The organism is Stenotrophomonas maltophilia group sp. LNF247 (assembly GCF_054083135.1).
In genome coordinates this window covers 77469-102258 of sequence record NZ_JBSRQL010000016.1, presented here as the reverse complement: position 1 = coordinate 102258, position 24790 = coordinate 77469, and the positions used below count along the sequence as shown (strand labels likewise).

Below are 24790 nucleotides of genomic sequence, written 5' to 3'. Positions count from 1 at the left end.
GTGTTGCAACAGTCGCGACACTCTACACTGCGGCTCGTCGTTTCGCCCCGCGCCGCCCGCGGGCACTGACTTCCTTTCGCCGCCCTGGAGATCCACCGATGTCCCACGCGCTCGACGCCGCCGCCCTTGATCAGCTGTTCCGTACGGCCCGCACCCAGAACGCCTTCCTCGACAAGCCGGTCCCCGAGAGCCTGCTGAAGGAACTGTACGACCTGGTGAAGTGGGGCCCCACCGCGGCCAACACCACGCCGGCGCGCTTCGTCTTCGTCACCTCGAAGGAGGCCAAGGACAAACTGGCCCCGGCGCTGTCCGAAGGCAACCTGGCCAAGACCATGGCCGCGCCGGTCACCGTCATCATCGGTTTCGACCTGGACTTCCACGAGAAGCTGCCGTACTTGTTCCCTCACACCGATGCCAAGGCCTGGTTCGATGGCCCGCAGGAAGGCCGCCACGAAGCCGCCATCCGCAACGGCAGCCTGCAGGGCGCCTACTTCATCCTGGCTGCGCGCGCGCTGGGCCTGGATGCCGGCCCGATGTCCGGCTTCGACCCGGCCAAGGTCGACGAAGCCTTCTTCGCCGGCACCTCCATCAAGTCGAATTTCCTGGTCAACCTGGGTTACGGTGATCCGGCGGGCCTGTTCCCGCGCCTGCCGCGCCTGTCGTTCGACGAAGCGGCGCGCATCGCGTAAGTCGCTGTATCGGTTTCGGGCCCGCTGTTCCGCGGCGGGCCATTGCTGCACCGTGTACCCACCCTACGATCCGGAGAGTTCCTCAGATGAGCGCCACCCGTAAACTGCTGCTGCCGCTGGCCCTGACCCTGGCCATCGCCGCCTGCTCCAAGCCGGCCGACACCGCTGCCCCGGCTGCCGATGCCGCCGCCCCGGCCACCACCGAGCAGGCTGCCACCCCGGCCGCCGATGCCGCTGCTGCCGCGCCGGCCGCCGAAGCGATCAAGATCGCCTCGGGCACCTACAAGCTGGACCCGAGCCACACCGACGTGCTGGCGCAGTGGAGCCACTTCGGCTTCTCCAACCCCAGCGCGCACTTCGGCAACGTTGAAGGCACCCTGGTGTACAACGCCGAAGACGTGACCAAGTCCACCGTGGAAGTGAAGCTGCCGCTGAGCGGCCTGAACAGCTTCACCGCCAAGTTCGACGAGCACCTGAAGAGCGCCGACTTCTTCGACGCCGCCAAGTTCGCCGATGCCACCTTCAAGAGCACCAAGGTGGAAGCGGCCGGCACCAACAAGCTGACCGTCACCGGCGACCTGACCATCAAGGGCATCACCAAGCCGGTCACCCTGGACGTCACCGTCAACGGCGGCGGCGAGCACCCGATGGCCAAGGTTCCGGCCGCCGGCTTCGATGCCACCACCACCCTGAAGCGCAGCGATTTCGGCGTCGGCGCCTACGCCCCGAACGTCAGCGATGAAGTGAAGATCCGCATCACCACCGAAGCCACCGGCGAAAAGCCGGCGGCCTGATGCACCCCACTCACTCGTCGTGAGAAGGCAGAAGGCCCGCTGAAAAGCGGGCCTTCTTTTTGCGAATGCGATCCGCGTCGATGGCGCCCGGAAACTCCGCACTGCACGGAAAACCTGCACTGCGCGGAAAGCCGCTTTGGTAGAGTCGACTGTTAGTCGACTGCTCTTCGCAGGATGCCAAAACCCCGCGCTGCGCGCGCGAGTCGACTAACAGTCGACTCTACCGCTGGCCGGTTCCATCACGCGCTGGCCGGTTCCATCACGCGCTGGCCGGTTCCATCACATCGTGCGCGGCGCGCTCAGCGCAACGCGCCCAACCATGCCACGCACGCTTCGCTCGGGCTCTGCTTGGCCTTCACCGCCAGCCCGCTCACCCGCACGAACGTCTGCGCGGCCTGCGCCACCACCTGGCGGGCGATCAACGCCGCCTGCTTGGTCGCAGCCTGCTGCTTGCGTAGCTGCACGATATGCACCGAAGGCCGGCCCACCGGCGCGTATTTCTGGTCGCGGCGCAGCACATCGGCCACCTGCGCCACTTCGAATTCGGCCTGCAGGTAGCGGTGCTGTGCCTCCACCAGCTCACGCAGCGGCGTGCGCAATGCAGTGGTGTCGGCGAAGCCGGCCAAGGCCGCGTCGCAGGCAGCGTCATCAGCGAAGCGGGTACGCAGCGCATCCACGCTGGCCAGGGTCAGTTTGGCCATGTGGGCCTCGTTGCTGCAGGAAAGGAGCGCGATTGTCGCATTGCTTGCCGGCTGATGCGTTGAACCGGGCGGCGGAATACCTGTAGAGCCGAGCCCACGCTCGGCTCATCGCGCGCAGCGCGAGGGTCGCCGATCGCGGAACGAAGAGCAGCCGAGCATGGGCTCGGCTCTACACAGTCAAAGGCGTGCGGACCAACGGTCCGCACCCACCAGGGAATGTGCATGGCCGCCGATGACCCCTGTAGAGCCGAGCCCATGCTCGGCTCATCGCGCGTAACGCGAGGGTGGAGCGAAAAGCAGCCGAGCATGGGCTCGGCTCTACATGGTCAAGGGCGTGCGGACCAACGGTCCGCACCCACCAAGCAGGGTCCGCACCCACCGGCCGCCCGGTCAATCGCCGTCGGTTTCGTCCGGGTGGGCCTTCCAGTAGCCGGTGGAACGAATCCAGTCGCGCGGCACGCCCAGGTGGCCTTCGATGAACTTGCGCATCATGCGGGCGCGGCGCGATTCGGTGGCGATCCAGTAGAAGACATCACCTTCCGGGGCCTCGAAGTCGGTCAGCATGTCTTCCAGCAGGGTGCTGCTGGCCGCCGGGAAGCCGTTGCGCTCCAGCCAGTGGATGCGCACGTTCTCGTACTGCGGCAGGTCCTGGCGTTCGGCTTCGTCGCGCACTTCAATGAAGGCCTGCACCTCGGCACCGTCCGGCAGCACGTCCAGCCAGCGGGCGATGGCCGGCAGCGCGGTTTCATCGCCGATCAGCACGTAGGCGTCGTAGGTGTCGGCCACCACGAACGAGCCGCGCGGACCACCGATCACCAGCGTGTCGCCGGGCTGTGCGCGCTCGGCCCACGGCCCGGCCACGCCCTGGTCGTGCAGCACGAAGTCGATGGCCAGCTCGCCGGCTTCATGGTCCCACCAGCGCGGGGTGTAGTCGCGCGACGGCGAAGGCACCTTGCCGTCCGGGTAGCTGCGGCCTTCGGCGGTCAGCACCGGCAGCACCATCTCGCCCGCAGCGTTGGGGAAGAACAGCTTGATGTGGTCGTCGGCGCCGGGCGAATCGAAGCCGGCCAGGTCGTCGCCACCCAGCACGATGCGGCGCATGTGCGGGGTGACCTCTTCGGTGCGCAGCACGGTCAGTTCACGGAAGCGCACATCCAGGCGCAGGCGCGTGTTGTTGTGTTCGGTCATGGGGGTTACCTGTAAAGGTGTCGCGCGGGGGCGCGCGGCATGGGGGAGACCTGGCTGGATTCAGTCTGGCTGGGTCGTTGAAATCGGTGATGCCTCGCTACCGGCCGTACCGTTGAGCAGGGCCGAGGCCCGCGTCAGCAGCGCCGCCACTTGGTCCGCCTCGCCCTCGGCCCAGCGGCCGTGGTGATGCACCAGCGCCCGCTTGAATTCGCGCAGGGCGCAGGCCAGCGGCGGCGGCAGCGAAGCCTTGGTGATCTCGCGGGCACGGTCGAAGGCACGCCGCTGCGCCAGGCGTACCTGGGTGCGCTGCACCTTCAGCTCGAACTCGCCAGCAGCGGTGATGCGGAAGATCCGCTTGCCGTCCACTTCCTCGGCCTCGACCCAGCCGGCCTGCTCGAAGCTGGCCAGCAGCGGGTACATGGTGCCGGCGCTGGGCGTATAGGCCTGCATGAACTGGTTGCTGATCAGCTGCATCAGCTCGTAGCCATGGCGCGGCTGCTCGCCGATCAGGGCCAGCACCAGCAGGCGCAGGTCACCGCGGCTCAGCACGCGTGGCTGGCCGTTGCGGCGGGGCACATCCGGATCGGTGGAACGGGCTCGGGGAGAAGGGGAACGGCTCATTTCGATATATCGGTAAACGAGTGTGCAAACGATATATCGATATGTCGAAAGCGACAACACTCGATCCGGCCACAAGCGGGTCTGTTTTGGGCCACGGCGGGCGGCGCGCGCAGAAACGGGGCGCCCTTTGCAGGGCGCCCCGGCAGCACCTGTGGAAGGGAGCGGGGCCTTGCGGCCAGCACTCGGTCTCTACCCTGCGGCCGCCAGCGGCGCACTTCCAGTGCCGGGTGCGGCATGTTGCCGCTGGTTCAGTGCCCGGCGCCGGAAGCGGCCGACCCCGACACCCAACCTGCCCCAGAAGCGTCATCGGCAGCAGTAACACTGCGTCCTGCACATGGACGCAGCGGGCCTGATGCGACAGCGGGGCACCGGGCGCAAGAGGCCGTAGCGGCCGGAAACAGGGGCCTGTCCTGCTGCTGGACAGGGCGGGACATGCCTTGCGGACACTGGCCGCATGCATCCATACGCCTGCGTAGCCAAGTGACGAAAGCCCTTGGTGCGCTACACTTTGCGGTCTAGAAATCTATACAACAGTCGCGCGCGTGCGTGCGGTTATGGGAGCGCTAATGAACTGGTTGAACGAGGTGCTGAACAACGACCCGAATCCTGTGGAAACCCAGGAGTGGATCGAGTCGTTGAAGGCCGTTATTGATGTCGAGGGCTCCGAGCGCGCGCATCAGCTGCTGGAAGGCATGGTGGAACTGACCCGTCGTTCGGGCGCCTACCTGCCGTTCTCTCCCACCACCGAATACGTCAATACCATCGAACCGCAGTTCGAGGCCAAGAGCCCGGGCAACGCCGAGCTGGAATGGCGCATCCGTTCGATCATCCGCTGGAACGCGATGGCCACCGTGGTGCGCGCCAACCGCAAGCCGGGTGACCTGGGCGGCCACATCGCCTCGTTCGCCTCCGGCGCCACGCTGTACGACGTGGGCTTCAACCACTTCTGGCGCGCCCCGAGCGAAAACCACCCGGGCGACCTGCTGTTCATCCAGGGCCACAGCGCCCCGGGCATCTACGCGCGTTCCTTCCTGGAAGGCCGCATCAGCGAAGAGCAGCTGGACAAGTTCCGCATGGAAGTGGACGGCGGTGGCCTGTCCTCGTACCCGCACCCGTGGCTGATGCCGGACTACTGGCAGACCCCGACCGTGTCGATGGGCCTGGGCCCGCTGGCCGCCATCTACCAGGCGCAGTTCATGCGCTACCTGGAAAACCGTGGCCTGATCGAGAAGTCCGACCGCAAGGTGTGGTGCTTCATCGGCGACGGCGAGAGCGACGAGCCGGAAACCCTGGGTGCCATCGCCCTGGCCGGCCGTGAAGGCCTCGACAACCTGATCTTCGTGGTGAACTGCAACCTGCAGCGCCTGGACGGCCCGGTGCGCGGCAACGGCAAGATCATCCAGGAACTGGAAGGCGTGTTCCGTGGCGGCGGCTGGAACGTGATCAAGCTGCTGTGGGGCGGTTACTGGGATGCCCTGCTGGCCAAGGACACCAACGGCGTCCTGAAGAAGCTGATGATGGAAACCGTCGACGGCGAATACCAGAACTGCAAGGCCTTCGGCGGCGCGTATACCCGCGAGCATTTCTTCGGCAAGTACCCGGAAACCGCCGCGATGGTCGCCGGCCTGAGCGACGACGACATCTGGCGCCTGAACCGTGGTGGCCACGACCCGCACAAGGTGTACGCCGCCTACCACCAGGCCGTGAACACCAAGGGCATGCCGACCGTCATCCTGGCCAAGACCGTGAAGGGTTACGGCATGGGCAGCGCCGGTGAAGCGCTGAACCCGACCCACCAGACCAAGAAGCTGGACGACGAAGCGGTGCGCCACTTCCGCGACCGCTTCAACATTCCGGTGACCGACGCGCAGCTGGCTGATGGCCAGGTGCCGTTCTACCACCCGGGCCCGGATTCGCCGGAAGTGCAGTACCTGCAGGAACGCCGTGCCGCGCTGGGCGGTTACCTGCCGCAGCGCCGCCGCAAGGCCGACAAGACCTTCGTGGCGCCGAAGCTGGAAGCCTACGAGCGTCTGCTGAAGAGCAGCGGCGAGCGCAGCTACTCCACCACCATGGCCTTCGTGCAGAGCCTGAACATCACCCTGCGTGACAAGGAACTGGGCCCGCACATCGTGCCGATCGTGGCCGACGAAGCCCGTACCTTCGGCATGGAAGGCCTGTTCCGCCAGATCGGCATCTACGCGCCGTTCGGCCAGAAGTACAAGCCGGTCGATGCCGACCAGCTGATGTTCTACCGCGAAGACCAGAGCGGCCAGGTGCTGCAGCAGGGCATCAGCGAGCCGGGTGCGATCAGCTCGTGGATGGCCGCCGGTACCAGCTACTCGGTCAGCAACGTGCCGATGCTGCCGTTCTACATCTACTACAGCATGTTCGGCTTCCAGCGCGTGGGCGACATTGCCTGGCAGGCAGCGGACATGCGTACCCGCGGCTTCCTGCTGGGTGGCACCGCCGGCCGCACCACGCTGAACGGTGAAGGCCTGCAGCACGAAGATGGCTTCAGCCATCTGGTGGCCGGTGGCATCCCGAACGTGCGCAGCTACGACCCGACCTTTGGCTTCGAAGTGACGGTGATCCTGCAGCACGGCACCAAGCGCATGATGGAAGACCAGGTGGACGAGTATTACTACGTCACCCTGATGAACGAGAACTACACCCACCCGGAAATGCCGGAAGGCGCGGCCGAAGGCATCGTCAAGGGCATGTACCTGCTGACCGACGCCGGCAAGCCGAAGAAGGGCGAGCTGCGCGTGCAGCTGCTGGGCTCGGGCACCATCCTGCGCGAAGCCATTGCCGCCGCCGAGCTGCTGGACAAGGACTTCGGCGTGACCGCCGACATCTGGAGCTGCCCGAGCTTCAACGAACTGCGTCGCGATGGTTTCGACGTGGAACGTGCCAACCGCCTGCATCCGGAAGGTGAGCAGCGCAAGGCCTACGTGACCGAGCTGCTGGAAGGCCGCCAGGGCCCGGCGATTGCCGCCACCGACTACGTGCGTGCGTATGCGGACCAGATCCGTGCGTTCGTGCCGATGTCTTATACGGTGCTGGGTACCGATGGCTTCGGCCGTTCGGATACGCGTGCGAACCTGCGCCGGTTCTTTGAGGTGGATCGCTACTACATCGCCCATGCCGCGATTGCGGCGCTGGCGAAGGAAGGGAAGATGACCGCGAAGGATGTGGCCCGGGCGATCAAGCAGTACAAGATTGATCCGGAGAAGGCTAATCCTGTTGGGGTTTGATTAGCGATCACAGCCCTGGGATCGATAGAAAGAGAGCGGCCATCTGCCGCTCTCTTTTTTTATGTATATATTCATGCGATCTTAACGCCAGGGGCGGCTCCGCCTTCTGCGGGCCACACATGGATGCGAGCGATGAAGAAATTTGAAGGATGGGCTGGCGTTACTCTGCACGATCTCCTTGTTGCATATAGGAAGGCTAAAGCAGACTGTTTCTTTGAGAAGACATTCCCATCAGCCGCGAAGTTCGCCAGTTATGAGGCTGACCTCGTTGGTAATCTCAAGTTGTTTCTAGATCAGCTGAGGGCCGGAGGCGAATTTTCGAAGATTGAAGGTCTCCTGGGTGAATATCGGCTAATTCCAAAAAAACTCAAGATCGAACGAAAGCACGATGTTGAAAATTGTGGCCATGTGCACTTCTCTAACTCGAAAAGGAATTTTGAAAATATAAAAAATTCCTTTGACGTTATTCCGGATTTCCGGGTCATTGGAGACTTTCCAGTAGAGGCGCACATTCTTTCGGCCCTCTGGATAAATTTTATTGGCCACAAGCTGGATGCAAAGCTTTCGAAGGCCTGTTATGGCGCGCGTCTCAGGCGAGTGAGGCCGGACGGAGATGGTGCTGGAAACTTTCATTCGAGATCGATCGGATCATTCCCGCCCTACTTTCAGGCTTATCAGAAATGGCGTTCCGACGGCCTGAATGCTATTCGGCGTGAGCTTGAAACAGATAAGCACGTCATCGCGGTGTCGCTTGATTTAAAAAGTTATTATCACACTGTTGATCCGGGTGCTATCTCTCTTCCAGGGCTTCTGGATGAGCTGGGAATCAATCTTGATGCCCATGAAAAGGAATTCAATGAACAGTTCTCTGTCTTTCTTAAGGCATGGTCCGATGGAGCTAAGTCATTCTGTAAAATCCTTTCGGTTGATTCAGAGAATCTTCGCGGCGGGTTGGTAATTGGTCTGACTGCAAGTCGCGTGATCTCTAACGTAATCATCGCGAAGTGGGATCGACTAATCAAAGAAAAGCTGGCCCCAATCCACTACGGGCGCTACGTTGACGACATGTTCCTTGTTGTTAGGGACAATGGTGTGGTTAATAGTGGTCCGCAGTTCATGCAGTATCTTTCCAGGTGCCTTGGTGATGGCGTTCTCAAGGCGCCCGTCGCTGACGATTCTTGGAAGATCGATCTTGGCGTGGATGTGGTTGGTGAGTCGGAAATAGTACTTCAGGCAAATAAACAAAAGTTGTTTGTGCTTCAGGGGAATGCAGGGCTGGATCTACTTGATAGCATTGAAGGTGAAATTAATGCTCTTTCAAGCGAGCACCGGCTCATGCCATCCCCTGACGATCTCGAAAGATCAACGGCTGCTCGAGTTCTCTCGGCAGCAGGCGTGGTCGGTGATAGTGCGGATACGCTGCGGCGCGCAGACGGCCTAACAATAAGAAGGCTAAGTTGGGCGCTTCAGCTTCGGCATGTAGAAACGCTGGCAAGTGATCTGCCTCCCGTTCAGTGGTCTGAGCAGCGGAAACAGTTCTATGAGTTTGCAGACAGCCATATTCTTCGGCCCGACACCATATTTTCTCACATTGACTATGTTCCCAGGCTTCTGGGTTTCGCTGTCTCAATGAGTGAGTGGGCTGACGCAAAGAGGATCGCCCTAAGATCCTATGATTCATTTACAGAGCTCGCTGCGGCAGTGCCGGAGGGGGCTGCTGTCGTCATTAATGGAGTTTCCACAATCTCATCTGCGGTGCTTTGGGGGGCTGCGAGGAGGGCGCTTACAATGCATTTCTCAGATGCTCTGATGAGATTCATTAGCCCCAAAGTTCTAATTTCAGATCGTAAATTTAGTGAGCGATCGCTTCTGGAAATTTTCGCTCTTGAGCATTCGCAGGAGGGAGTTTCGGACCTGGAGGACGGCTTGGATATCGGCTATGGATTCAGAGATGTGGCCAAATCCGTCGCACGGAGTGATCTTGCGAAGGTGCCATTCAAAAAGATAATGTTTGGAAAGTTCTCCTCGAAGATGATCGAGTCAATACCAGAAGATCAAGAGTCCCAACTCCTCGATGAATTGAACGATTCAAGCGTCTTTGATGTTGAAGCGCTAAAAGAATTTCTTTCTTCGGTAGAGCAAAGCGGCAAGAAGCGAAAATTTGATGGCCCTGACGAGCAGGAAAGCATTCTTCCGTATGTATTTCCAACGCGTCCATTGACTCCGGCAGAGATTACTGAGCTGGCGCCAGAATGTGTGGATCCTAATTTGGCGAGAGCGGCTGGTCGGACGCCTTCTCAAATATGGGCCCGCTATACACGTGCGTTAAGAGGAGTATGGGTCCGCCCGACCCTTCTTGCTGACGATGTTGATGCGGATGATGCCGGGTCAAAGCGGTGGAAGCGTTTCACCCGGATTGGTACCTCACGTAAAGACAAAGTTGTGGTTGCACTTCCTAGCGTTGAGACAGCAGACAACGATTGGGCCGCAATGGCATGCGGAAGTGGAAGTTTGTCGCGATCTAGATATAAGGCAATTTCAGAGATCGTTAATAAAGCGATAAGTCTTAAGGATCGTCCTGACTACCTAATATTCCCGGAGCTTTGCTTGCCCATTGAGTGGGTGGAAAGTGTCTCGTCTAGGCTAGGAGATGCAGGTATTAGTCTCATTGCGGGAACGGAGTATCGCCACGTATCGAAAAAAGTTGTATACAGTGAGGCCTGTTTGGTTCTATCTGACGATCGAATGGGTTTTCCCTCATTTTCAAGAATTTGGCAGCCAAAACTGGAGCCAGCGGTTAATGAGGACAAAGAGCTGCAGGCTATCCATGGGAAAAGGTGGAAAAATTTCAACCGATCAAGATTCCCGGCTTCCAAAGCTCGAACTGTATATATCCACAATGGAGTAAATTTTGGTATTATGGTTTGCTCTGAGCTACAGAACAGCAGGGCGCGCATCTCATTTCAAGGTGCAGTGGATGCACTCTTTGTTCTCTGCTGGAATCCGGATTTGGACACATTCTCATCGCTTGTGGAATCAGCCGCGTTAGATATTCATGCGTACACCGTGTTGGTAAACAATAGGAAATACGGTGATAGCCGAATCCGGGTTCCTGCAAAAAAATCCTTCGATCGAGATCTGGCGAGAGTGCGTGGCGGGGATAACGATTTTCTCGTTGCTGCCACTTTGGAGATTTCCACTCTGAGGAAGTTCCAGAGTCGGTCCAAGAGATGGCCGGGCGCACAGGATAAGTTCAAGCCCGTTCCAGAAGGATTCAAGCTTGCAAAATCCAGAAGGCGCTTCCCAGCTGGATGAGTTCCTGGACCATTGACTGTAATCTCTGCTGCGGCGCCGTTCTTCGTGACGGCGCCGCTAAGTTCACGCTCAGGCTGTCTCGGGGGCGCTCGCCCCTTGGGCAATGGACCTCTCTCCCGGATTGGCGGTGAAACGCCGAGATATGCGGCAACCTCGGCAACCCTAAGTACCGAAGTGCTGCGCCCACTCGCGCCCAGGATGAACTACATCCCGCCGGGGCCTCATGCAATTATGCCGCCCTTTTCCTGGGGTGCGCTGCCCGAATGCGTCAATCATTGAACTCCACTATCTTATTCGGCGGTGTATCGGTGCCTGCTCGCATACGCGCACCATCCAGGAAGCAAATGATCCTACTCTGTTGTCTCAGAGGCTGAGGCAACTAGCTGGAGCAGCTATGTGCCCAGGCACACTGCGACCGGTGCCAGGCTAGCGAATCAGGGCTGGCCGAAAGCGTCGCTGATATTGGGGACGCCAGTTCCTTACCGACGAGGTCGCTATAGCTTGACTGATGCAATGCAGGCGCCAGAGACACCCGCAAGGACCTCGGGTCCACGGCGATAAGGTAGAGGTCAAAAAGGGTATGAACGTCTGCGCGCAACAGCAGGCCGTTGCTGACCACGTTACTCGACTGGCCGGAATAGGGGCGGATGTGGGCTGCCTCAAGAGCATCGACCACATTGCATCCCGTCATAGCACAGCGGCCACCGTATGCGTCCAGCAGTGCTTTACGGAAGGCAGGCTGCCCGCGGCGCCGAACGATAGCTGCTAGCACACGCTGCCTCTCGTCCACCTCGTCTGTTGGGGAGAAACTGCCAGATGCTTCCGCCGCTTTGGCCTCCTGTTCCAACAGTCCTCTTGTAGGACCAGAGACCGACGTGAGCGTCTCACCGGAAAGCCCGAGGAGCTTGGCAAGTTTCGGCTCAACCTTTGCGCCCACGTTCGATGCTGGAAGCAGCCCGGGTAGCCAAGCTTTGCCTGCCTGATCTAGAACATGGGAGATGTTCTGCATTCGGTATTCCCAGGCCTTGGACGTGCGTCCGTGGCGGGCCGCCAGTTCCCGGTAGACCCTTGCCTTCTCAAGGGCTGATCCATTGGCAAGACGAGCCTCCATTTGGCGATACGCCTCAACGGCAGCAGCCAATTCTTCTTCAGTCCACCTACTCACAGCTTTCCCCTGTCCGCGACTGCACGTGGCGCCCAGGGGAAAGTATGCCGTAAACGACACAATGAGCTGCTAATGGCTTGGAACGGAAGAGCGTAGCGCTGTTGGTCCAAACCGCAGGCTGTTCAGGCCCGTCGGTACGTCTCGTATGTGGAGTTCAGTTGCAAAGCTCTAGTCGGCCGGAAGTAGTCGGCTGCTCCAGCGCTGGAGCAGAGGTTGAACGCAATGCGCCTCACTGGCTCGGCCTATGAAGCTTAGGATGAGCAACTGTGATGAGGAATTGTCCACCAGCAGAGCGGGCTGACCTCGGCAAGCGAGCTCGAAGTACCTTGCTTCAAATCGCCCGGTACCGAGGGCCGCATCTTCAGCCGCTACGCTTAGGGCTTCCTCCCGCATGACAGCAAACTCTGCAGCCGAGACCTTGGGGTAGTTTTTCAGCTCCAGATCACCTTTTGGCAGGTGCAAGTGGGCGAGCGCTGAACCAATCAGCACTGCCAAACACAGTATTGCGTACCCCAGTGACTTCATTGGAAGTCCTGCAGATCAGAGGTGAGCGGAGAATAGGGCTGCGACGACAGCCGGCAGCTTAGTACTTGAGGTTCAAGCCTCCGGCCCTACTCCCTAACCTGCAACCGCTCAGCAACCTGCGCAGTCAACGCCACGCACGCCATCTTCAACCCTTCCATCATCCGATCCCCAAGGTACTCCTCGGGCGCGCCGTTCTGCCGAGTCCGCTCCGCAGCCAGCATCAGCTCCGCCACCACACGCAACCCGGCTAGCGCGCAATCCGCATCTGCCAACTGAAGGCACCGCCCAGGCAGTTGATGCCGCTCCGGCCACGGCTGGCCGTCCGCAGCCGCACCGGTTCCGATGCGGTGCAGCGTGGCGACGAAGGAGTTTGGATCGGGGGAGGGTTCGCGCTCGGTCTCGGCTGTATCCGGATTGTACTGCGCGTGCAGGGAACGGAAGTCCGATGTGTTCATGGCAATGCTCCGTACAGGACAGATAGCAGCGCCACCAATTAAAGGTGGCGGACGGTGCGGGCTCGAAAACCGGTATGTACCAGACCGGCGGATCCGAAGATCCCCACGCACCGTCCGCCATGGAACGCGAACGGATTGCCAGCCGGCGCCACACAAAAGGTGGCGCCGGCCGGCAAGCGCATACATCTGGTACATAGACGGGTTTTCGAGTCCCGCGCCACCCTTTTCCGGTGGCACGCGAAGAGATACCCGTACAGCTACCAAATGCCAAGAAACTGCAGAACCGGCGATTGCCAGTCCTGACGCTTTCGGCATTGTCGCACACGGTGTTAAGCCGGCAAGCGATTGCGCCGCAACGGTCTTGAAGGGCTTGGCGTTATTGGCCCCAAGTGCAGGAATGCCCGCAGTCAGGGCCATGGAGTAGGGTCAATCGCGACAGATTGGGCCGGCGGTTCAGCCGGGCGGCGCCTCGGCCGGAGGCACGAAGCTCAGACGCACCCGAACCCGCGCATGCCGTGCGACGCCCTCAACCACGACCGGATCAAAGCGCCACTGGTCCACTGCGGTAAAGGCCGCACGATCGATCTCCCGCAGTCCACTGGACCGCACCACCATCACGTTGGAAACGTGGCCCAGCTCATCCAGCTGAGCGACTAGCAGCACCTGCATGGGACCCTGCAGCAAGGTATCGGGCGGCGTGGCAGGGGTCGTTGAATAAACAACGGCAGGCGCCTGCTGCAGCTCGAAGGTGGGGTTGTCACCACGCTCTACGAACACTTCAGTGGAAACCTGCGGGTCTGCCGCCATGGCCATGGCAGGTGTAGTGCCCAGCAGCATCAGAACGAGGTTCAGTGCCAGGGCGGTGTTCAGGCGGGGCATACGTGGCTTCCATTCCGGTGCGCTGCCAGCATAGCGGCCATCCCCTGGCATCGCTTGCCTTGAATGCCGGCGTGCCGGACGGCTGCACGGTTCACACAGGCACACCCGGCCGTGGCCACAGCGCATCGTCGCGTTCCAGGTCGTAGTCGCTGCCGAACGCCAGTGCAGCCTCGCGTGGAGGGAGGTCTGCGTAGCAGCCCAGCAGGTACTCATCCATGCCGGCGTCGCGGTGGTCGATGGCGAACAGGTGGAGCAGCTCCTTGTCGAAGGCTTCCAGCCATGTGGGGTCGATTCTGATCATGGGCATCCTCCAGTGAGAAGAGGAGTGTGGCTGCGATGGGTCTCACACGGCGGGACGCGCCGTCGGCGGTCCGCAAAATTTGATTGTGGTCCGATTGCGTACCAATGCATGCCAGAGTAAAAGAGGACCGTAGTTACCCATCGCAACACCCATAGGAAAGGAGACCCATGGCTGCCATCGAAGACAATGACGCGCTGTTCGATTCTCAGTTGATCATCGGTCCCACGATCGTTGCGGGAAGCAACCTGCTTCGCCATCTGCAGGCGGCGGGCGAGTTCGACATCAACTCTGCACACAATTGGCTGTACCTGCCCATTGAGCAGGCGTTCGCAGATGAGCTGGGATGCGCGCGCTATGTGCAGGAGCCGATTGATGCCTACTCACAGGGCATGTTGCAGCAGTTGGCTACCATCGAGGCCTCGCCGGACGGGCAGGGGGCGCTTGAAGGCGACCTAGGTTCTATCGTTCGGGCAGTGGAGGCCGTGAGGATGCTGCAGGAAACGGTGAAGGTGGCGCTGATCAATGGGGATCTGGTGTTGGCCTAGCGGAGCTGAAGCTGGAGAGTGCCAGCTCTTGGAGCTTCGGTGCGTTGGGAACGTACGACAGCTATGTCACGCAGGGGCAACGTGCGGCAGGCGTGGCGCCAGCTTTCACGTAAATGAAAGGAGGTCACTTTCCTCTCCTTCAGGTTGGCTCTAGGCTAGCAATTAGGATTTTGTAAGGGATGAATATCATGGAGCAAATGGAGTCAACTCAGCCCAGACGTGGAGAATTCTTCCTCTTGATGCCGGATACCACGCGAGGGGGAAAGGGGCACGGGGTAGTGTTCGAGAATGTGAAGAAACTTCGCACACCTCCACGGTTGATCCTGCGTCCTGAAGGGGGGGGATTTCCACCTTTGGCAGAGAAACCACTGTTGGTTCACTCGCCCAAGAAGGGGGGCCTTCCTGAAGATCTTGAAGGAGGAATGAGCGGTTACTGGCTCGTCTCGGAGCGCTTGCGCAACGCGTTCGTCTCTGTCGATCCCAACGGATTCGAGTTTGCGGAGAGCGAATACCGCCTCGCCAATGGATCTGAAGGGCCGCGCTACTTCCTCTGCGATGTGACCCGAGTGATCGATGCGGTCGATGAAGCTGCGTCAAAGCTCCGCATTGTTCGCGACGAGGGCTATCCCGGAGGCAAGTTTTACGACCTCAGGGGTGGGAGTTCCTTGGCGTTCCGAAAGGATGTCATCAGCCAGGCGCACATATTCAGAACGCCTTACTCAGGCAACCTGGTTTTCTGTGACAGCGCTTTGCGCGATGCGGTTCTGGCCGCCGGCATCGGTGGTAGGGGCGAGTCGCGAGGACTATCGTTTACGGACGCAGCTGATATCTGAGTCCGCTGATTGAACTCAAGGAAGAGGTCGCTCTATGCCGCGTAGCAGTCCGATTCTCCAGAAGCACCATGTGCTTGAGCAACAAACCTTCAATAACAACGATTTTCTGCAGGCGTTGGTGGAAGCTGAGCTTGTTGAGAAGGACGTGTTCGAGAACCTGCTCTACATGCCGGCAGACAAGAAGCTCGCTGCTGCCATGGGTGTTTCCCCTCATGGCGGGGGGCCGATCAAGGACTATCAAAACGGAATCACCTTTTCTCTGGAGATGATCGAGGCATCACCAGACGGCCAAGCTGCGCTTCGCGGTGACGTGGCTGCGATGCAGCGCGTGGCAGCTCAGGTCAACGGCCTTCGCGACACGATGACGATTGGTCTAGTCAACGGTGATCTTTACACGAACGCTCCTCTTGGCATGGATTCAGATGCCATCAGGCCGCGGACACAGGCATTCTTCGGAAATGTCGATCGCTACGCGCAGGTCCACTCTTCGCAGTACGGCGCTTTGACTGGCATGCGTCCAGACGAGCGAATGCATCTTCTAGTGACCAGAACTGAATCGCGCATTGTGGCCTTGCTGGATGTCCATGATCAGTTCGGCACCAAGCTGACTAAAGGAAGTGATCTTGAGCTTCAGAGGAACAGCTTGTCGGCGGCAATCTCCGATGCGCAACAATCTGGTCGGATTGTCATGTCGGAGCCGGGCATCCTGAAAGTGGAGCGAGTGCTAGGTGAGGAGGCTGCCTATCGCATTCGTGCGCCTCGCTTGCAGCAAGGCGGCATCACTATGGACCTCCTCCTCGGCGAAGCCTCCACCAGCCAACTGATCCGCTCCGGTGGCCTGCTTGCCTCCGGCGCCGATGCCGTCATCACCGCCCGCCGCACCTCACAGCTGCTGGAAGAAGGCAACGGCACCGCCGCTCAGTCCGAGCTCACCCACGCCCTGGCGCGCAACGGCGGTGGCTGGATCGGTGGCATGGCCACGGCGTCGGTGATCGGCACCTCCAGCTTCGTCCCTGCGGCCATCGTCGCGGGCGATGCGCTGCTGATGAGCAAGGCGTTCGACAGGGGCGCCGATCTGCTCGACAACCGCGCCATCTACCGGCAGACCGACAAGGCCGATGTCACATGGCAGTTCGATGGCCGCAACTGGCAGCGTCAGGCGGTCATGGACAGCGCGGGCGACGGCCTGGGCAATCCGGCTGAGCGCAGTGTGGGTGCCAGTTACGAGAAGGCCCGCGAGCTGGGCGCATACGCCCACGTAAAAGCGGTAGAGCTGGCGCTGGGCAAGGCGCCGCCGCCGCAGGATCCTTTCAGCATCCCGGCGAAGGATGGCGAGAGCCGTCTGGACAACCCCAACTGGCACCGCGATGCGCAGACCGAACAGTGGACGCGGCAGGTCAAGATCGGCCTGACCGGCGCCAACGATCGGGGGGTGTATGAGACGCAGACCGCCAGCCCCGAACGCGCCAACGAGTTGAATCGTGAGGCGGTGCAACGCATCGAGAACAACATCGCCAACGGCAAGGCCGCGATTGCCGCCAGCTACCTGGAGACTTACGTCGCTACCCGCGCCAGCGACTTCGTGCCGCTGGTGCCGGAAGCGGTGGAGCAGGCGCGTGCCAGGCCCGACGCCATCCAGGGCTCGGACAACCAGCTTTACCAGCGCGATGACGCAGGACAATGGCACCACGCTGGCCAGATCGCGCAGGGCAACATGGCGCTGGAGTTGGAGCTGACCCGCACCATCCAGCAGCCGTCGCTCGATCAGTTCAACCAGACCATTGCCGCATTGGACGCGCGACCGTTGCCATCTGCGGCGGAAGTGAACCAGAACGAGCTGCGCCACAGCTACTACGCTGCGGGCATCGCGCTGACCCCGGCGTGGGAGCAGGCCATTGCCCTGGCCACGGCACGCACGCGCGAGCAGCACGGCATTTCGGGTCCCACGCTGCAGGAACTGGGGCCTGTAGCCGAAGGCAACGCGGGCGCGTCCCGGCCCATCACCCATTACCAGGTAGGCCAGGATGGCGTGGCGCGTGCCGTCGCGACTACCAGCACGCAGGAGCTGCAGGCCGCATGGAATGAGGTGCGGGCGCGTGCCAATGAGCAGGCACCGTTGCCCGACTCGCCCGAGCTACGCATTGCAGCGCTGTCGGCGGGTGAGCAGGAGGTGTACCGGCAGGCACTGCAGGAGGCAAATCGGCTCGGTGCTGCGCAGGTAGATGCAGGACAGGTTGCACGAGCAGCCGCACAGCTGGCACATGGCGACAAGCCATCCGAGCAGGATGGGAACGTGGAAGTGCTGCCTGAAGAGCCGGCGACTGCGCAACCCATCGCGCCTGCGACGGTTGCGGCAGCGCCGCCAGCGGTAGCGGTCACGTCACCGCCTACGCCCGCGCCGCGGGATAAGCCCGAGCCACAGCGGTACGCCGAGCAGCGCGATCCGCCGCGGCGTGAGGCGGAGCCGCAACCTCAGCCCCATCCAAACAGCGAGGCGCCCACCGAGAACCGTACCGCCTCACAGGCGCCGGAGCCCGCTGGGCCGATGCAGGCGCACCCGGTCGAATCCGAGCGTGCGACGCCACACTCTGCCGCGCCTCTGGCAGCGGCAACGCAGACGGTGCCCGCGCAGCGCACAGAGCAGGCAGCGGAACCGGAGAAGATGGCCCCGATGCCTACGGTTGCGCCCACTCCAAAGCAGGACATGGCAGTGCAGGAGGTGGAACCGGTGCCGTTCAAGGAGCCGCTGCCTGCTGAGCCTTCGCGCGATCCATGGCCTTTGGAGCAGGAAACGGCACAACACGTGCCAGAGCCCGAACCGGCTCCGTTGGGTGACCACCAGCCCGTCACTGCGGCTGTCACTGTTCCTGCCGCGCCCACGATAGCGCCAAGCCCTGAACCGACCGCGCCCGCACAGGATGAGGCATCGGGCCCGAACCGGACGCTGCAGGACCCCACGCAGCCCGGCCACCCCGATCACGCGCTGTATCAGCAGATCCGCGAGGGCGTGGAAGCGCTGGACGCCAAGCACGGCCGCAGCTTCGATGAAGTCAGCGAACGCATGACCGCCAGCCTTCTGGTGCTGGCCAAGGACAACGACCTGGAGCGGGTGGACCATGTGTTGGTGAGCAACGCTACGAGTGAACATCCGGCTGGGCACACGCTGTTCGTGGTGCAGGGTGAGCCCAGCAATCCGGCCCATCAGCGCGCTGCGATGCCGACGGAGCTGGCGGCGCAGACATCAGTTGAAGAGTCACTGCAACAGTTCGACTCTGTCAGCCGTGAAGCGCATCAGCGTGCGCTTGCGAATCAGATGGACCAGCAGCTGGAAGACCAGCGGGTGCAGCACGACATCCAGATTCGTGCGGCCAGCGGGGGATGATCAACGTGTGAGCTGCACTGGGCGACCTGCGAAAAGGACCGAAGATGAAGCCACAAGGAAAGCGCCGGATCTGCATGCTCGCTGGACTGCTCGTTCTTCTGGCTACGGGGTGCCGACCCGAGGCGGCTCGCGACGCAGGCTCGATAGCAGAGGCCCATCGTCCGGATCTGGTGCCGCTTGTGCGCGCCATGCCCACCTCGTCAATGGATGAACCATTGGCAGTGGAATTCGATGTGGATGTTCCCAGCAGGAATTCCTCTCCAACGCTCATGATCGGCATTCGGGTCAATCGTACGGACGACGTCCCGGCACTGGAGGCACTGATCGATGTTCAGGCATCCGGGCTCCAGGCCAACGTCTCCATGGAGCGCCTCGAATTGGGTGGATGGACGGACGTGCCGTTGCACCGGCTGGAATCCATCATCGGGGAACCTGCCCGGACGATTCCCATCCCCGCCGATGGTCGAGTAACCAGCGCGTGGCTGGACGATGCTGACGTACTGGCGCTGCAGAATGCTGGGCTGGAACGACCCGGTGATACCTACGCACAGTTGGCCTTCGCATGGGCACGCAATCCCTCGCCGGGCCGATACCGGGTTGAAGTGCAACTGCATTCGCCTCTGACGCAGCTTGATCCGTATCACCCCGAACTGCTGATTGCCTACCTGCGCAGGCCCAAGTAGCGAAGCAGTCAGCTTCTTGGATTGCTGGCTGGTTCACACATTCAGCAAGCCAGTCGTGGCCCCAACTTTGTCCTCCACCTACCCCCGATCCCACCTATGCCATCATCCAGCCAGGACCGCAGTACCCATCAAGGCTGAACAGGCATGGAGCAGGCAACACGCTACACGGTAACCCTTTATCTGGCCGCCCCTGGCACCCCGCTGAAGAGTGGGGGCATCTCGCCGCGCGGCCATATGTACCTGCAGGTGGCCGCGGGCGACGAGGCCCACAGCTACGGCTTCGCGCCACCGCGCCACGCGCCGGGCGAAGCCCGCACCGGCGTGCAGTACGCGCAGGTGCGCCACGATGATGCCGACGAACATCTGGACCCGTACTACAGCCGCACCCTGGAAATCACTGAGGAGCATTACGGCTGCCTGCGTGATTTCGCCGAGGAACCGGCCGAGTTCGAATTCGACGTGGATCGCCCGGCCACCATCAACCGCTGCAGCGATTTCGTATGGGCGGCGCTGCATTACGCGGGCCTGCATCCGCTGCCGGCGCCGCTGGACGGCGGCAGCAACCTGGGCGAGTTCGCGGTGCTGTTCAACCTGCCGGAAATCCAGTGCATTGCTGCGCCGTTCCCGGGCAGCGATCTGAATGCCGAAACCCACCACGCGATGCCCGAGCGCGAGGCCGAGCATCATCGCCAGGGCGACCGCGCGACCGATGAACCGCCACCGACGCCGATCGAAGTGGCCGGCACGCTGCTGGACCCTTCACATCCGGACCATCGCCTGTTCTCGCAGCTGATCCAGAAAGTGGCCGAACTGGATGCCGCGCACGGTCGCCCGTTCGATGCGGCCAGCCAGCGCATCAGCGCCAGCCTGCTGGTGCTGGCCAAGCAGAACAATCTCTCGCGCGTGGACCACGTGCTGCTCAGCCGGCCGACGAAGAGCAGCCATGCGGCGGAGAGCATCTTCATCGTGCAGGGCGACCGCAACGACCCGGGGCACCGCCGCGCCAGCATCGCCACCGAGGTGGCGGCCAAGACCGATGTGGCCGATTCGCTGCGGTTGAAGGAGCAATGACGCGGTCACTGCGGCGGGGGCTGGTGGTACTGGCGGTGCTGGGCGCGCTGGCGGCATGCCGTGCGTCACCAGCGCCTGAGGTTGCGCCGTCCCTGCTGACGCGCGCACAGGCCGAGGCCCGCACGGTTGTGCCGTTCACGCGGGCCGTGCAGTTGCAGAAGGCCGGTCGGATTGCCGAGGTCACGTTTGATTTGCCGGCACCCCAGAAGCCGGCCGTTCCGATCCTGAACATCGGGTTGCGGCTGCAGGATACCGACGGGCGCTCGTTGTTGGACGCGTGGGAGAAGATCAGGCTGGGAAGGCCACCCATGCGATTGCGTCTGGAGCGGATTGATGGCGGCGCACCTGGTCCTGTACAGCTATGGCAGAGCACTCCTGACGGGCGTGACTCACAGAGAATTCCAGAAGATGAGGTTGTGCGATACCTGTCCGATACAAGCTTGGATGAGGGCGCACTGATCCAAGCCGGTCTGCACTCGCGTGACATGCTGTATCAGGTACTTCAGGTCGCGGATGTCGGTTGGCTGGAGCCGGGCCGGTATCGGTTGACAGTCGACCTGATGGAGGACCGTCCGCAGCTGGAAGGGCTCCAAGCCGAACTTATTGTTGGATATCAATCGCTAGGGAAGTAAGACATGAGCAAGGAAGCAGAGCGCTATACGGTCACGATTCATCTCGCCGCGCCCGGCACGCCGAGAGTCGATGTGGGCGACGCGGGCCAGAAGAGATTGTTGGATCCGTCATTTGCCGGGCACATGTTTCTTTCGCTGGCGCGATCAAATGACCCGGTACCCGTGAGCAGGGGATTCACGATGGGGAACGACCGTGCGAATCCCTCGCTGGGCAAAGTCGATGACACGGATCTGCGGGTCTACGACAAGCCCCGCTTCGAGCGCACGATCGAGATCAGCAAGGAGCAGTACGACCGCATCCTCGAGTTCTCCGCAGACGCGAAGAAACACGGCTTCGACATGAACTACGACTTCTTCTCCAACGCCTGCACCGATTTCGCGTGGGGTGCCCTGAACCACGCAGGGCTGCGCCCGGTGGGGCTGGCCGGGGAGATCACCAACTACGAGGGCGCTACCAGGGTCCTGGACAACATCCGCGCCGTCAATGCCATTCCGCAGCAGGTGAAGGGCAGCGAGCTGGACAAGGTGCAGTGGAACCCGATGCCGAAGCAGACGTTCCGCGAGTGGATGTTCACCGAGAACGGCGAGCAGTGGCGCGGCAACAGCGTGCTCGCGGCAAGCGGCACGCCCGCAGACCCGGCGCACGACGATCATGCCCGCCTCAACCAGATCCACCAGCAGGTGGCCGACCTCGGCGCTTTCGGTGCGCGCAACGGCAATGTCAGTGCCAGCCTGCTCGCGCTGTCGAAGGAGCAGCAATTCTCGCGCGTGGACGAAGTGGTGCTGGGCGAGCAGCGCGGCGATACCGCACCGAAGCTGTTCATCGTGCAGGGTGACCGCAGTGACCCGGCACACCAGCGCGCCAGCATGCCGGCGGAGTTGGCTGCGCAGGCACCGGTGGAGGCCTCGTTCGATCGCGTCGCGCAGTTGCAGCAGAACGAGCCGCAGCGAGACGCGCAGCGCCTGCAGGAGGAGCAGCAGCTTCAGCAGAGCCACGGCCCACGGATGGCATAGCCGCGGGCGCAGCATCGAGGTCGAGCGTCGGCCATGCCCGCGCCGGCGCACGCCACGCCCCCCACCTGCTACCATTCCCCCGCAACCCCAGCCAGCCCACCCCGCGCAGACAGATGCGGGGCGGGCCGTCGCAGTACGGCCCAGCGAGCCAGGACACCCTCCCGTGCCCATTCAAGGACGCTCGCATGTTCCGTAATCCTCTCTTCCGCTCGGCCGCCCTGGCCGTTGCCGTTTCGCTCAGCCTCGGCGTGCCCTCCGCGTTCGCCGACAACGCACCCGCTGCCAGTGCTACCACCGCCGCTGTGCAGCGCCAGGCCGTGGCCAAGGGCCTGTACGAGCTGGCCTACAGCCCGAAGCAGAACGCCGTGTTCGTGGCCTCCTCCGGCGGCTTCGGCGATGACGCCGGCCCGGCCCAGGTGCTGCGCCTGAACCCGGCCACGCTGGCCGTGGAAACCCGCATTCCGCTGGAGCGCAAGGCGTTCGGCGTGGTGCTGGACGACGCCCACAACCGCCTGTACGTGGGCAACACCGTGGACCTGTCGGTGACCGTGGTCGACACCGCGCAGAACAAGGCCGTGGGCACCATCCAGTTGATGGAGAAGAAGACCGGCAAGGACGGCAAGGCCGCCTACACCCACGACCTACGCGAGCTGGTGGTCGACAGCGCGGCCAACCGCCTGTACGTGACCGGCCACAGCAGCCAGCCGGACGTGAGCAGCGTGCTGTTCGTGATCGATACCACCACGCTGAAGGTGATCAACACCATCGACGGCCTGGGCAATGCCAAGGCGCCGGGCCTGGCGCTGGATGCGGCCAACAAGCGCGTCTACACCAGCAACCTGCTGGCCGACCTGGTGGTGGTGGGCACCGATTCGAACAAGGTAGTGGCGCAGCACAGGATCGCCGCCGAGCAGCCGATGAACATCGCGCTGGATCCGGCCGGCAAGCGCCTGTTCGTGACCGACCAGGGCTCGGAATTCCTGCGTGGTTACCAGGCCAAGAGCAGCGGCCTGGTCAGCAAGCACCCGGGCCAGCGCGTGCTGGTGCTCGACCGCAGCACCGGCAAGGAACTGGCCAGCATTCCGACCGACGCCGGCCCGCTGGGCATCCTGCTGGATGCACCGCGCAAGCGCCTGTACGTGACCAACCGCGAAGCCGGTACGGTGACCGCCTACAACAGTGACAGCTACCAGAAGGTGGCCACCTACACCGTGCCGACCCACCCGAACAGCCTGGCGCTGGATGCGAAGAACAACGTGCTGTTCGTGAGCATCAAGAACGGCGAGAAGGATGACAAGGGCGCTGACGAGAGCGTGGCGCGCATCCAGCTGTGATGCGCTGACGCTGGGCTCGCCCGGCAGCGTGCCGCATGAAGAAGGCAGGGTGCAGGCCCTGCCTTCTTCTTTGCCGGGTTGCAGTGCCGAGCGCCAACCCGCTAGGGTTGAACCCTAGGGCAGGGAGCCAAAGGATCTGAATCATGCTGGGTATTCGCCGCTGGCTGCGCGTCGGCCTGATCTTCACGCTGGCGGGTGCACTCGGCGCCTGTAGCAGCCGCGTACCGGATGCGCTGGAGCTGCTGGATCTGGTCAAGCCGATCAACGTGGCCGAGTCCGGCCAGGCGGTGCGGTTCGAGTTCGAGACGAATGCCCGCAACTTCCACCCGGGTCGCACCTATGCGCTGGAGCTTGAGTTGCAGCACCAAGGGACGCGAAAGCCCGACGAGCCTGACGTGGGCACAATGAGGATCCCGTTCGAGGTGACCCTGCAGCAATGGCGTGCTGATGCCTGGAAGGATGTTCCCACCTACGACAGCTTTCAAGCCGGGGTGCTCAATGCCGGTGAGCAGCTTCCGGAATGGCATGCATCCAGCGAATGGCGGTATACGTCGCCGCACATGGGCAGTGATGGCCAGTACACGATGAGCCTGGTTGCTCTGCCAGTGGAAATTGACTCCCGCTACCGCGTGGACGTGCGCACGGTGCAGAGGACAGAGGCACTGCAGGGCTACTCGGCCCGTTTTCGGATCCATGCCGCCCGACCCGCTGGAAAGTAATCAATCGCCTGGTTGCGACGCCGTTGGTCACCCGCTAGGGTTGAGGCCTATGGCAGGGAGCCAAAGGATCTGAATCATGCTGGGTATCCACCGCTGGCTGCGCGCCGGCCTGATCTTCACGCTGGCGGGCGCACTCGGCGCCTGTAGCAGCCGCGTACCGGATGCGCCGGAGCCGCTGGATCTGGTCAAGCCGATCGACGTGGCCGGGTCCGGCCAAGCGGTGCGGTTCGAGTTCGAGACGAATGCCCGCAACTTCTATCCGGGTCGTCCCTATGTTCTGGATCTTGAAGTGCAGCGACATGGACCCGGGCCTGACAGTGAGCCTGACATGGACAATGTTCATGTTCCCTTTCAGCTGTCCCTGCAGCGCTGGGTCGCAGGTGCCTGGCAGGACGTTGCAACGTCTGATGTCTATCAGGCACGGGCGCGCAATCTGGGTGAGCCGCTCCCCGAATGGCACGAGTCGGCAGACTGGCGTTACGCGCAGCAGGTATCGATGGACGCCAGCCGATACAGGTTGAGCATCGTCACGCTGCCGATAGAAATGGGTGCCCGCTACCGCCTGGATGTGCGCACGGTGCAGCCCACCGCTGCGCTCCAGCATTACCCGGCGCAGCTGCGGGTTCATGCCGACCCACTCTCTGGGAAATAGACGTCATCCCACTGCTGGAAGGAACTGAAGGATTTTTC

At 62.1% G+C, this 24790-nt stretch carries 22 protein-coding genes; 14 read left to right on the top strand and 8 right to left on the bottom strand.

The genetic code is table 11. The features are described 5' to 3' along the window. The first annotated feature begins 98 nt into the window (after nt 1-98). Together ACTXG9_RS15550 and ACTXG9_RS15545 are read left to right on the top strand one after the other, a co-directional pair. A complete protein-coding gene (locus ACTXG9_RS15550; protein ID WP_111098402.1) occupies nt 99-689 on the top strand; it encodes a malonic semialdehyde reductase in 591 nt (196 codons plus the stop codon). An 86-nt stretch (nt 690-775) separates the two neighbouring features. After that, nucleotides 776-1483, top strand: a complete 708-nt coding sequence (locus tag ACTXG9_RS15545) for a YceI family protein (protein ID WP_005415047.1) — start codon at nt 776-778, stop codon at nt 1481-1483. A 299-nt stretch (nt 1484-1782) separates the two neighbouring features. On the opposite strand, the gene ACTXG9_RS15540 is transcribed toward ACTXG9_RS15545, so the two are convergent. From ACTXG9_RS15540 to ACTXG9_RS15530, 3 genes are all read right to left on the bottom strand, one after another. Then, nucleotides 1783-2184 carry a hypothetical protein gene (locus ACTXG9_RS15540; RefSeq protein WP_021202964.1) on the bottom strand — a complete coding sequence of 134 codons (402 nt, stop codon included), beginning with the start codon at nt 2182-2184 and terminating at the stop codon, nt 1783-1785. Nucleotides 2185-2574: 390 nt separating this feature from the next. Beyond that, complete coding sequence (locus ACTXG9_RS15535; protein ID WP_457654804.1) at nt 2575-3372, bottom strand: siderophore-interacting protein; 798 nt, start codon at nt 3370-3372, stop codon at nt 2575-2577. 60 nt (nt 3373-3432) lie between these two features. Beyond that, the gene (locus ACTXG9_RS15530; RefSeq protein ID WP_457654803.1) at nt 3433-3993 is read right to left on the bottom strand and encodes a PadR family transcriptional regulator; all 561 of its coding nucleotides are present in this window, start codon (nt 3991-3993) and stop codon (nt 3433-3435) included. A 566-nt stretch (nt 3994-4559) separates the two neighbouring features. Here ACTXG9_RS15530 and aceE point away from each other — a divergent pair. Further along, complete coding sequence (aceE, locus tag ACTXG9_RS15525) at nt 4560-7247, top strand: pyruvate dehydrogenase (acetyl-transferring), homodimeric type (protein ID WP_012478970.1); 2688 nt, start codon at nt 4560-4562, stop codon at nt 7245-7247. Nucleotides 7248-7379: 132 nt separating this feature from the next. Then, nucleotides 7380-10562: an RNA-directed DNA polymerase gene (locus ACTXG9_RS15520; protein WP_198422719.1), complete on the top strand. Its 3183-nt coding sequence runs from the start codon at nt 7380-7382 to the stop codon at nt 10560-10562. A 162-nt stretch (nt 10563-10724) separates the two neighbouring features. Here ACTXG9_RS15520 and ACTXG9_RS15515 read toward each other — a convergent pair whose 3' ends face one another. From ACTXG9_RS15515 to ACTXG9_RS15495, 5 genes are all read right to left on the bottom strand, one after another. Continuing rightward, a complete protein-coding gene (locus ACTXG9_RS15515; RefSeq protein WP_188249988.1) occupies nt 10725-10838 on the bottom strand; it encodes an Eco29kI family restriction endonuclease in 114 nt (37 codons plus the stop codon). Nucleotides 10839-10941: 103 nt separating this feature from the next. Next, nucleotides 10942-11253 carry an HNH endonuclease gene (locus tag ACTXG9_RS15510; RefSeq protein ID WP_242015225.1) on the bottom strand — a complete coding sequence of 104 codons (312 nt, stop codon included), beginning with the start codon at nt 11251-11253 and terminating at the stop codon, nt 10942-10944. Between the two features lie 1085 nt (nt 11254-12338). After that, complete coding sequence (locus tag ACTXG9_RS15505; RefSeq protein ID WP_188249989.1) at nt 12339-12707, bottom strand: hypothetical protein; 369 nt, start codon at nt 12705-12707, stop codon at nt 12339-12341. Between the two features lie 453 nt (nt 12708-13160). Further along, a complete protein-coding gene (locus ACTXG9_RS15500) occupies nt 13161-13586 on the bottom strand; it encodes a TonB family protein (RefSeq protein WP_188249990.1) in 426 nt (141 codons plus the stop codon). Between the two features lie 91 nt (nt 13587-13677). Continuing rightward, the gene (locus ACTXG9_RS15495; protein ID WP_188249991.1) at nt 13678-13887 is read right to left on the bottom strand and encodes a hypothetical protein; all 210 of its coding nucleotides are present in this window, start codon (nt 13885-13887) and stop codon (nt 13678-13680) included. 167 nt (nt 13888-14054) lie between these two features. On the opposite strand from ACTXG9_RS15495, the gene ACTXG9_RS15490 reads away from it, so the two are divergent. The 10 genes from ACTXG9_RS15490 to ACTXG9_RS15445 all read left to right on the top strand — a co-directional run bounded on the left by ACTXG9_RS15490 (nt 14055) and on the right by ACTXG9_RS15445 (nt 24752). After that, nucleotides 14055-14432: a hypothetical protein gene (locus ACTXG9_RS15490; RefSeq protein WP_188249992.1), complete on the top strand. Its 378-nt coding sequence runs from the start codon at nt 14055-14057 to the stop codon at nt 14430-14432. A 188-nt stretch (nt 14433-14620) separates the two neighbouring features. Further along, complete coding sequence (locus tag ACTXG9_RS15485; RefSeq protein WP_080398799.1) at nt 14621-15265, top strand: DUF1629 domain-containing protein; 645 nt, start codon at nt 14621-14623, stop codon at nt 15263-15265. A gap of 70 nt (nt 15266-15335) precedes the next feature. After that, nucleotides 15336-18647, top strand: a complete 3312-nt coding sequence (locus ACTXG9_RS15480; RefSeq protein ID WP_457654802.1) for an XVIPCD domain-containing protein — start codon at nt 15336-15338, stop codon at nt 18645-18647. 44 nt (nt 18648-18691) lie between these two features. Next, complete coding sequence (locus tag ACTXG9_RS15475) at nt 18692-19330, top strand: hypothetical protein (protein WP_457654801.1); 639 nt, start codon at nt 18692-18694, stop codon at nt 19328-19330. 144 nt (nt 19331-19474) lie between these two features. Beyond that, nucleotides 19475-20401 carry an XVIPCD domain-containing protein gene (locus ACTXG9_RS15470; protein WP_457654800.1) on the top strand — a complete coding sequence of 309 codons (927 nt, stop codon included), beginning with the start codon at nt 19475-19477 and terminating at the stop codon, nt 20399-20401. Next, nucleotides 20398-21033, top strand: a complete 636-nt coding sequence (locus tag ACTXG9_RS15465; RefSeq protein WP_457654799.1) for a hypothetical protein — start codon at nt 20398-20400, stop codon at nt 21031-21033. Before ACTXG9_RS15470 ends, ACTXG9_RS15465 begins: the two co-directional genes overlap by 4 nt. Nucleotides 21034-21213: 180 nt before the next feature. Next, nucleotides 21214-22047 (top strand): XVIPCD domain-containing protein, encoded by an 834-nt coding sequence (locus ACTXG9_RS15460; RefSeq protein WP_457654798.1) that lies wholly within the window; start codon nt 21214-21216, stop codon nt 22045-22047. A gap of 185 nt (nt 22048-22232) precedes the next feature. Continuing rightward, a complete protein-coding gene (locus tag ACTXG9_RS15455) occupies nt 22233-23381 on the top strand; it encodes a YncE family protein (RefSeq protein WP_180877760.1) in 1149 nt (382 codons plus the stop codon). Between the two features lie 143 nt (nt 23382-23524). Further along, the gene (locus tag ACTXG9_RS15450; protein ID WP_457654797.1) at nt 23525-24100 is read left to right on the top strand and encodes a hypothetical protein; all 576 of its coding nucleotides are present in this window, start codon (nt 23525-23527) and stop codon (nt 24098-24100) included. A gap of 76 nt (nt 24101-24176) precedes the next feature. Next, on the top strand, nt 24177-24752 hold the full coding sequence (locus tag ACTXG9_RS15445) for a hypothetical protein (RefSeq protein ID WP_019660872.1): 576 nt from the start codon (nt 24177-24179) through the stop codon (nt 24750-24752). Nucleotides 24753-24790 lie beyond the last annotated feature (38 nt).

Bases quoted from the DNA above. Each gene is read 5' to 3' on its own strand.
- ACTXG9_RS15550 (WP_111098402.1), top strand. From the start codon at position 99: ATGTCCCACGCGCTCGACGCCGCCGCCCTTGATCAGCTGTTCCGTACG.
- ACTXG9_RS15545 (WP_005415047.1), top strand. From the start codon at position 776: ATGAGCGCCACCCGTAAACTGCTGCTGCCGCTGGCCCTGACCCTGGCC.
- ACTXG9_RS15540 (WP_021202964.1), bottom strand. From the start codon at position 2,184: ATGGCCAAACTGACCCTGGCCAGCGTGGATGCGCTGCGTACCCGCTTC.
- ACTXG9_RS15535 (WP_457654804.1), bottom strand. From the start codon at position 3,372: ATGACCGAACACAACAACACGCGCCTGCGCCTGGATGTGCGCTTCCGT.
- ACTXG9_RS15530 (WP_457654803.1), bottom strand. From the start codon at position 3,993: ATGAGCCGTTCCCCTTCTCCCCGAGCCCGTTCCACCGATCCGGATGTG.
- aceE (WP_012478970.1), top strand. From the start codon at position 4,560: ATGAACTGGTTGAACGAGGTGCTGAACAACGACCCGAATCCTGTGGAA.
- ACTXG9_RS15520 (WP_198422719.1), top strand. From the start codon at position 7,380: ATGAAGAAATTTGAAGGATGGGCTGGCGTTACTCTGCACGATCTCCTT.
- ACTXG9_RS15515 (WP_188249988.1), bottom strand. From the start codon at position 10,838: ATGATTGACGCATTCGGGCAGCGCACCCCAGGAAAAGGGCGGCATAAT.
- ACTXG9_RS15510 (WP_242015225.1), bottom strand. From the start codon at position 11,253: ATGACGGGATGCAATGTGGTCGATGCTCTTGAGGCAGCCCACATCCGC.
- ACTXG9_RS15505 (WP_188249989.1), bottom strand. From the start codon at position 12,707: ATGAACACATCGGACTTCCGTTCCCTGCACGCGCAGTACAATCCGGAT.
- ACTXG9_RS15500 (WP_188249990.1), bottom strand. From the start codon at position 13,586: ATGCCCCGCCTGAACACCGCCCTGGCACTGAACCTCGTTCTGATGCTG.
- ACTXG9_RS15495 (WP_188249991.1), bottom strand. From the start codon at position 13,887: ATGATCAGAATCGACCCCACATGGCTGGAAGCCTTCGACAAGGAGCTG.
- ACTXG9_RS15490 (WP_188249992.1), top strand. From the start codon at position 14,055: ATGGCTGCCATCGAAGACAATGACGCGCTGTTCGATTCTCAGTTGATC.
- ACTXG9_RS15485 (WP_080398799.1), top strand. From the start codon at position 14,621: ATGGAGCAAATGGAGTCAACTCAGCCCAGACGTGGAGAATTCTTCCTC.
- ACTXG9_RS15475 (WP_457654801.1), top strand. From the start codon at position 18,692: ATGAAGCCACAAGGAAAGCGCCGGATCTGCATGCTCGCTGGACTGCTC.
- ACTXG9_RS15470 (WP_457654800.1), top strand. From the start codon at position 19,475: ATGGAGCAGGCAACACGCTACACGGTAACCCTTTATCTGGCCGCCCCT.
- ACTXG9_RS15465 (WP_457654799.1), top strand. From the start codon at position 20,398: ATGACGCGGTCACTGCGGCGGGGGCTGGTGGTACTGGCGGTGCTGGGC.
- ACTXG9_RS15460 (WP_457654798.1), top strand. From the start codon at position 21,214: ATGGGGAACGACCGTGCGAATCCCTCGCTGGGCAAAGTCGATGACACG.
- ACTXG9_RS15455 (WP_180877760.1), top strand. From the start codon at position 22,233: ATGTTCCGTAATCCTCTCTTCCGCTCGGCCGCCCTGGCCGTTGCCGTT.
- ACTXG9_RS15450 (WP_457654797.1), top strand. From the start codon at position 23,525: ATGCTGGGTATTCGCCGCTGGCTGCGCGTCGGCCTGATCTTCACGCTG.
- ACTXG9_RS15445 (WP_019660872.1), top strand. From the start codon at position 24,177: ATGCTGGGTATCCACCGCTGGCTGCGCGCCGGCCTGATCTTCACGCTG.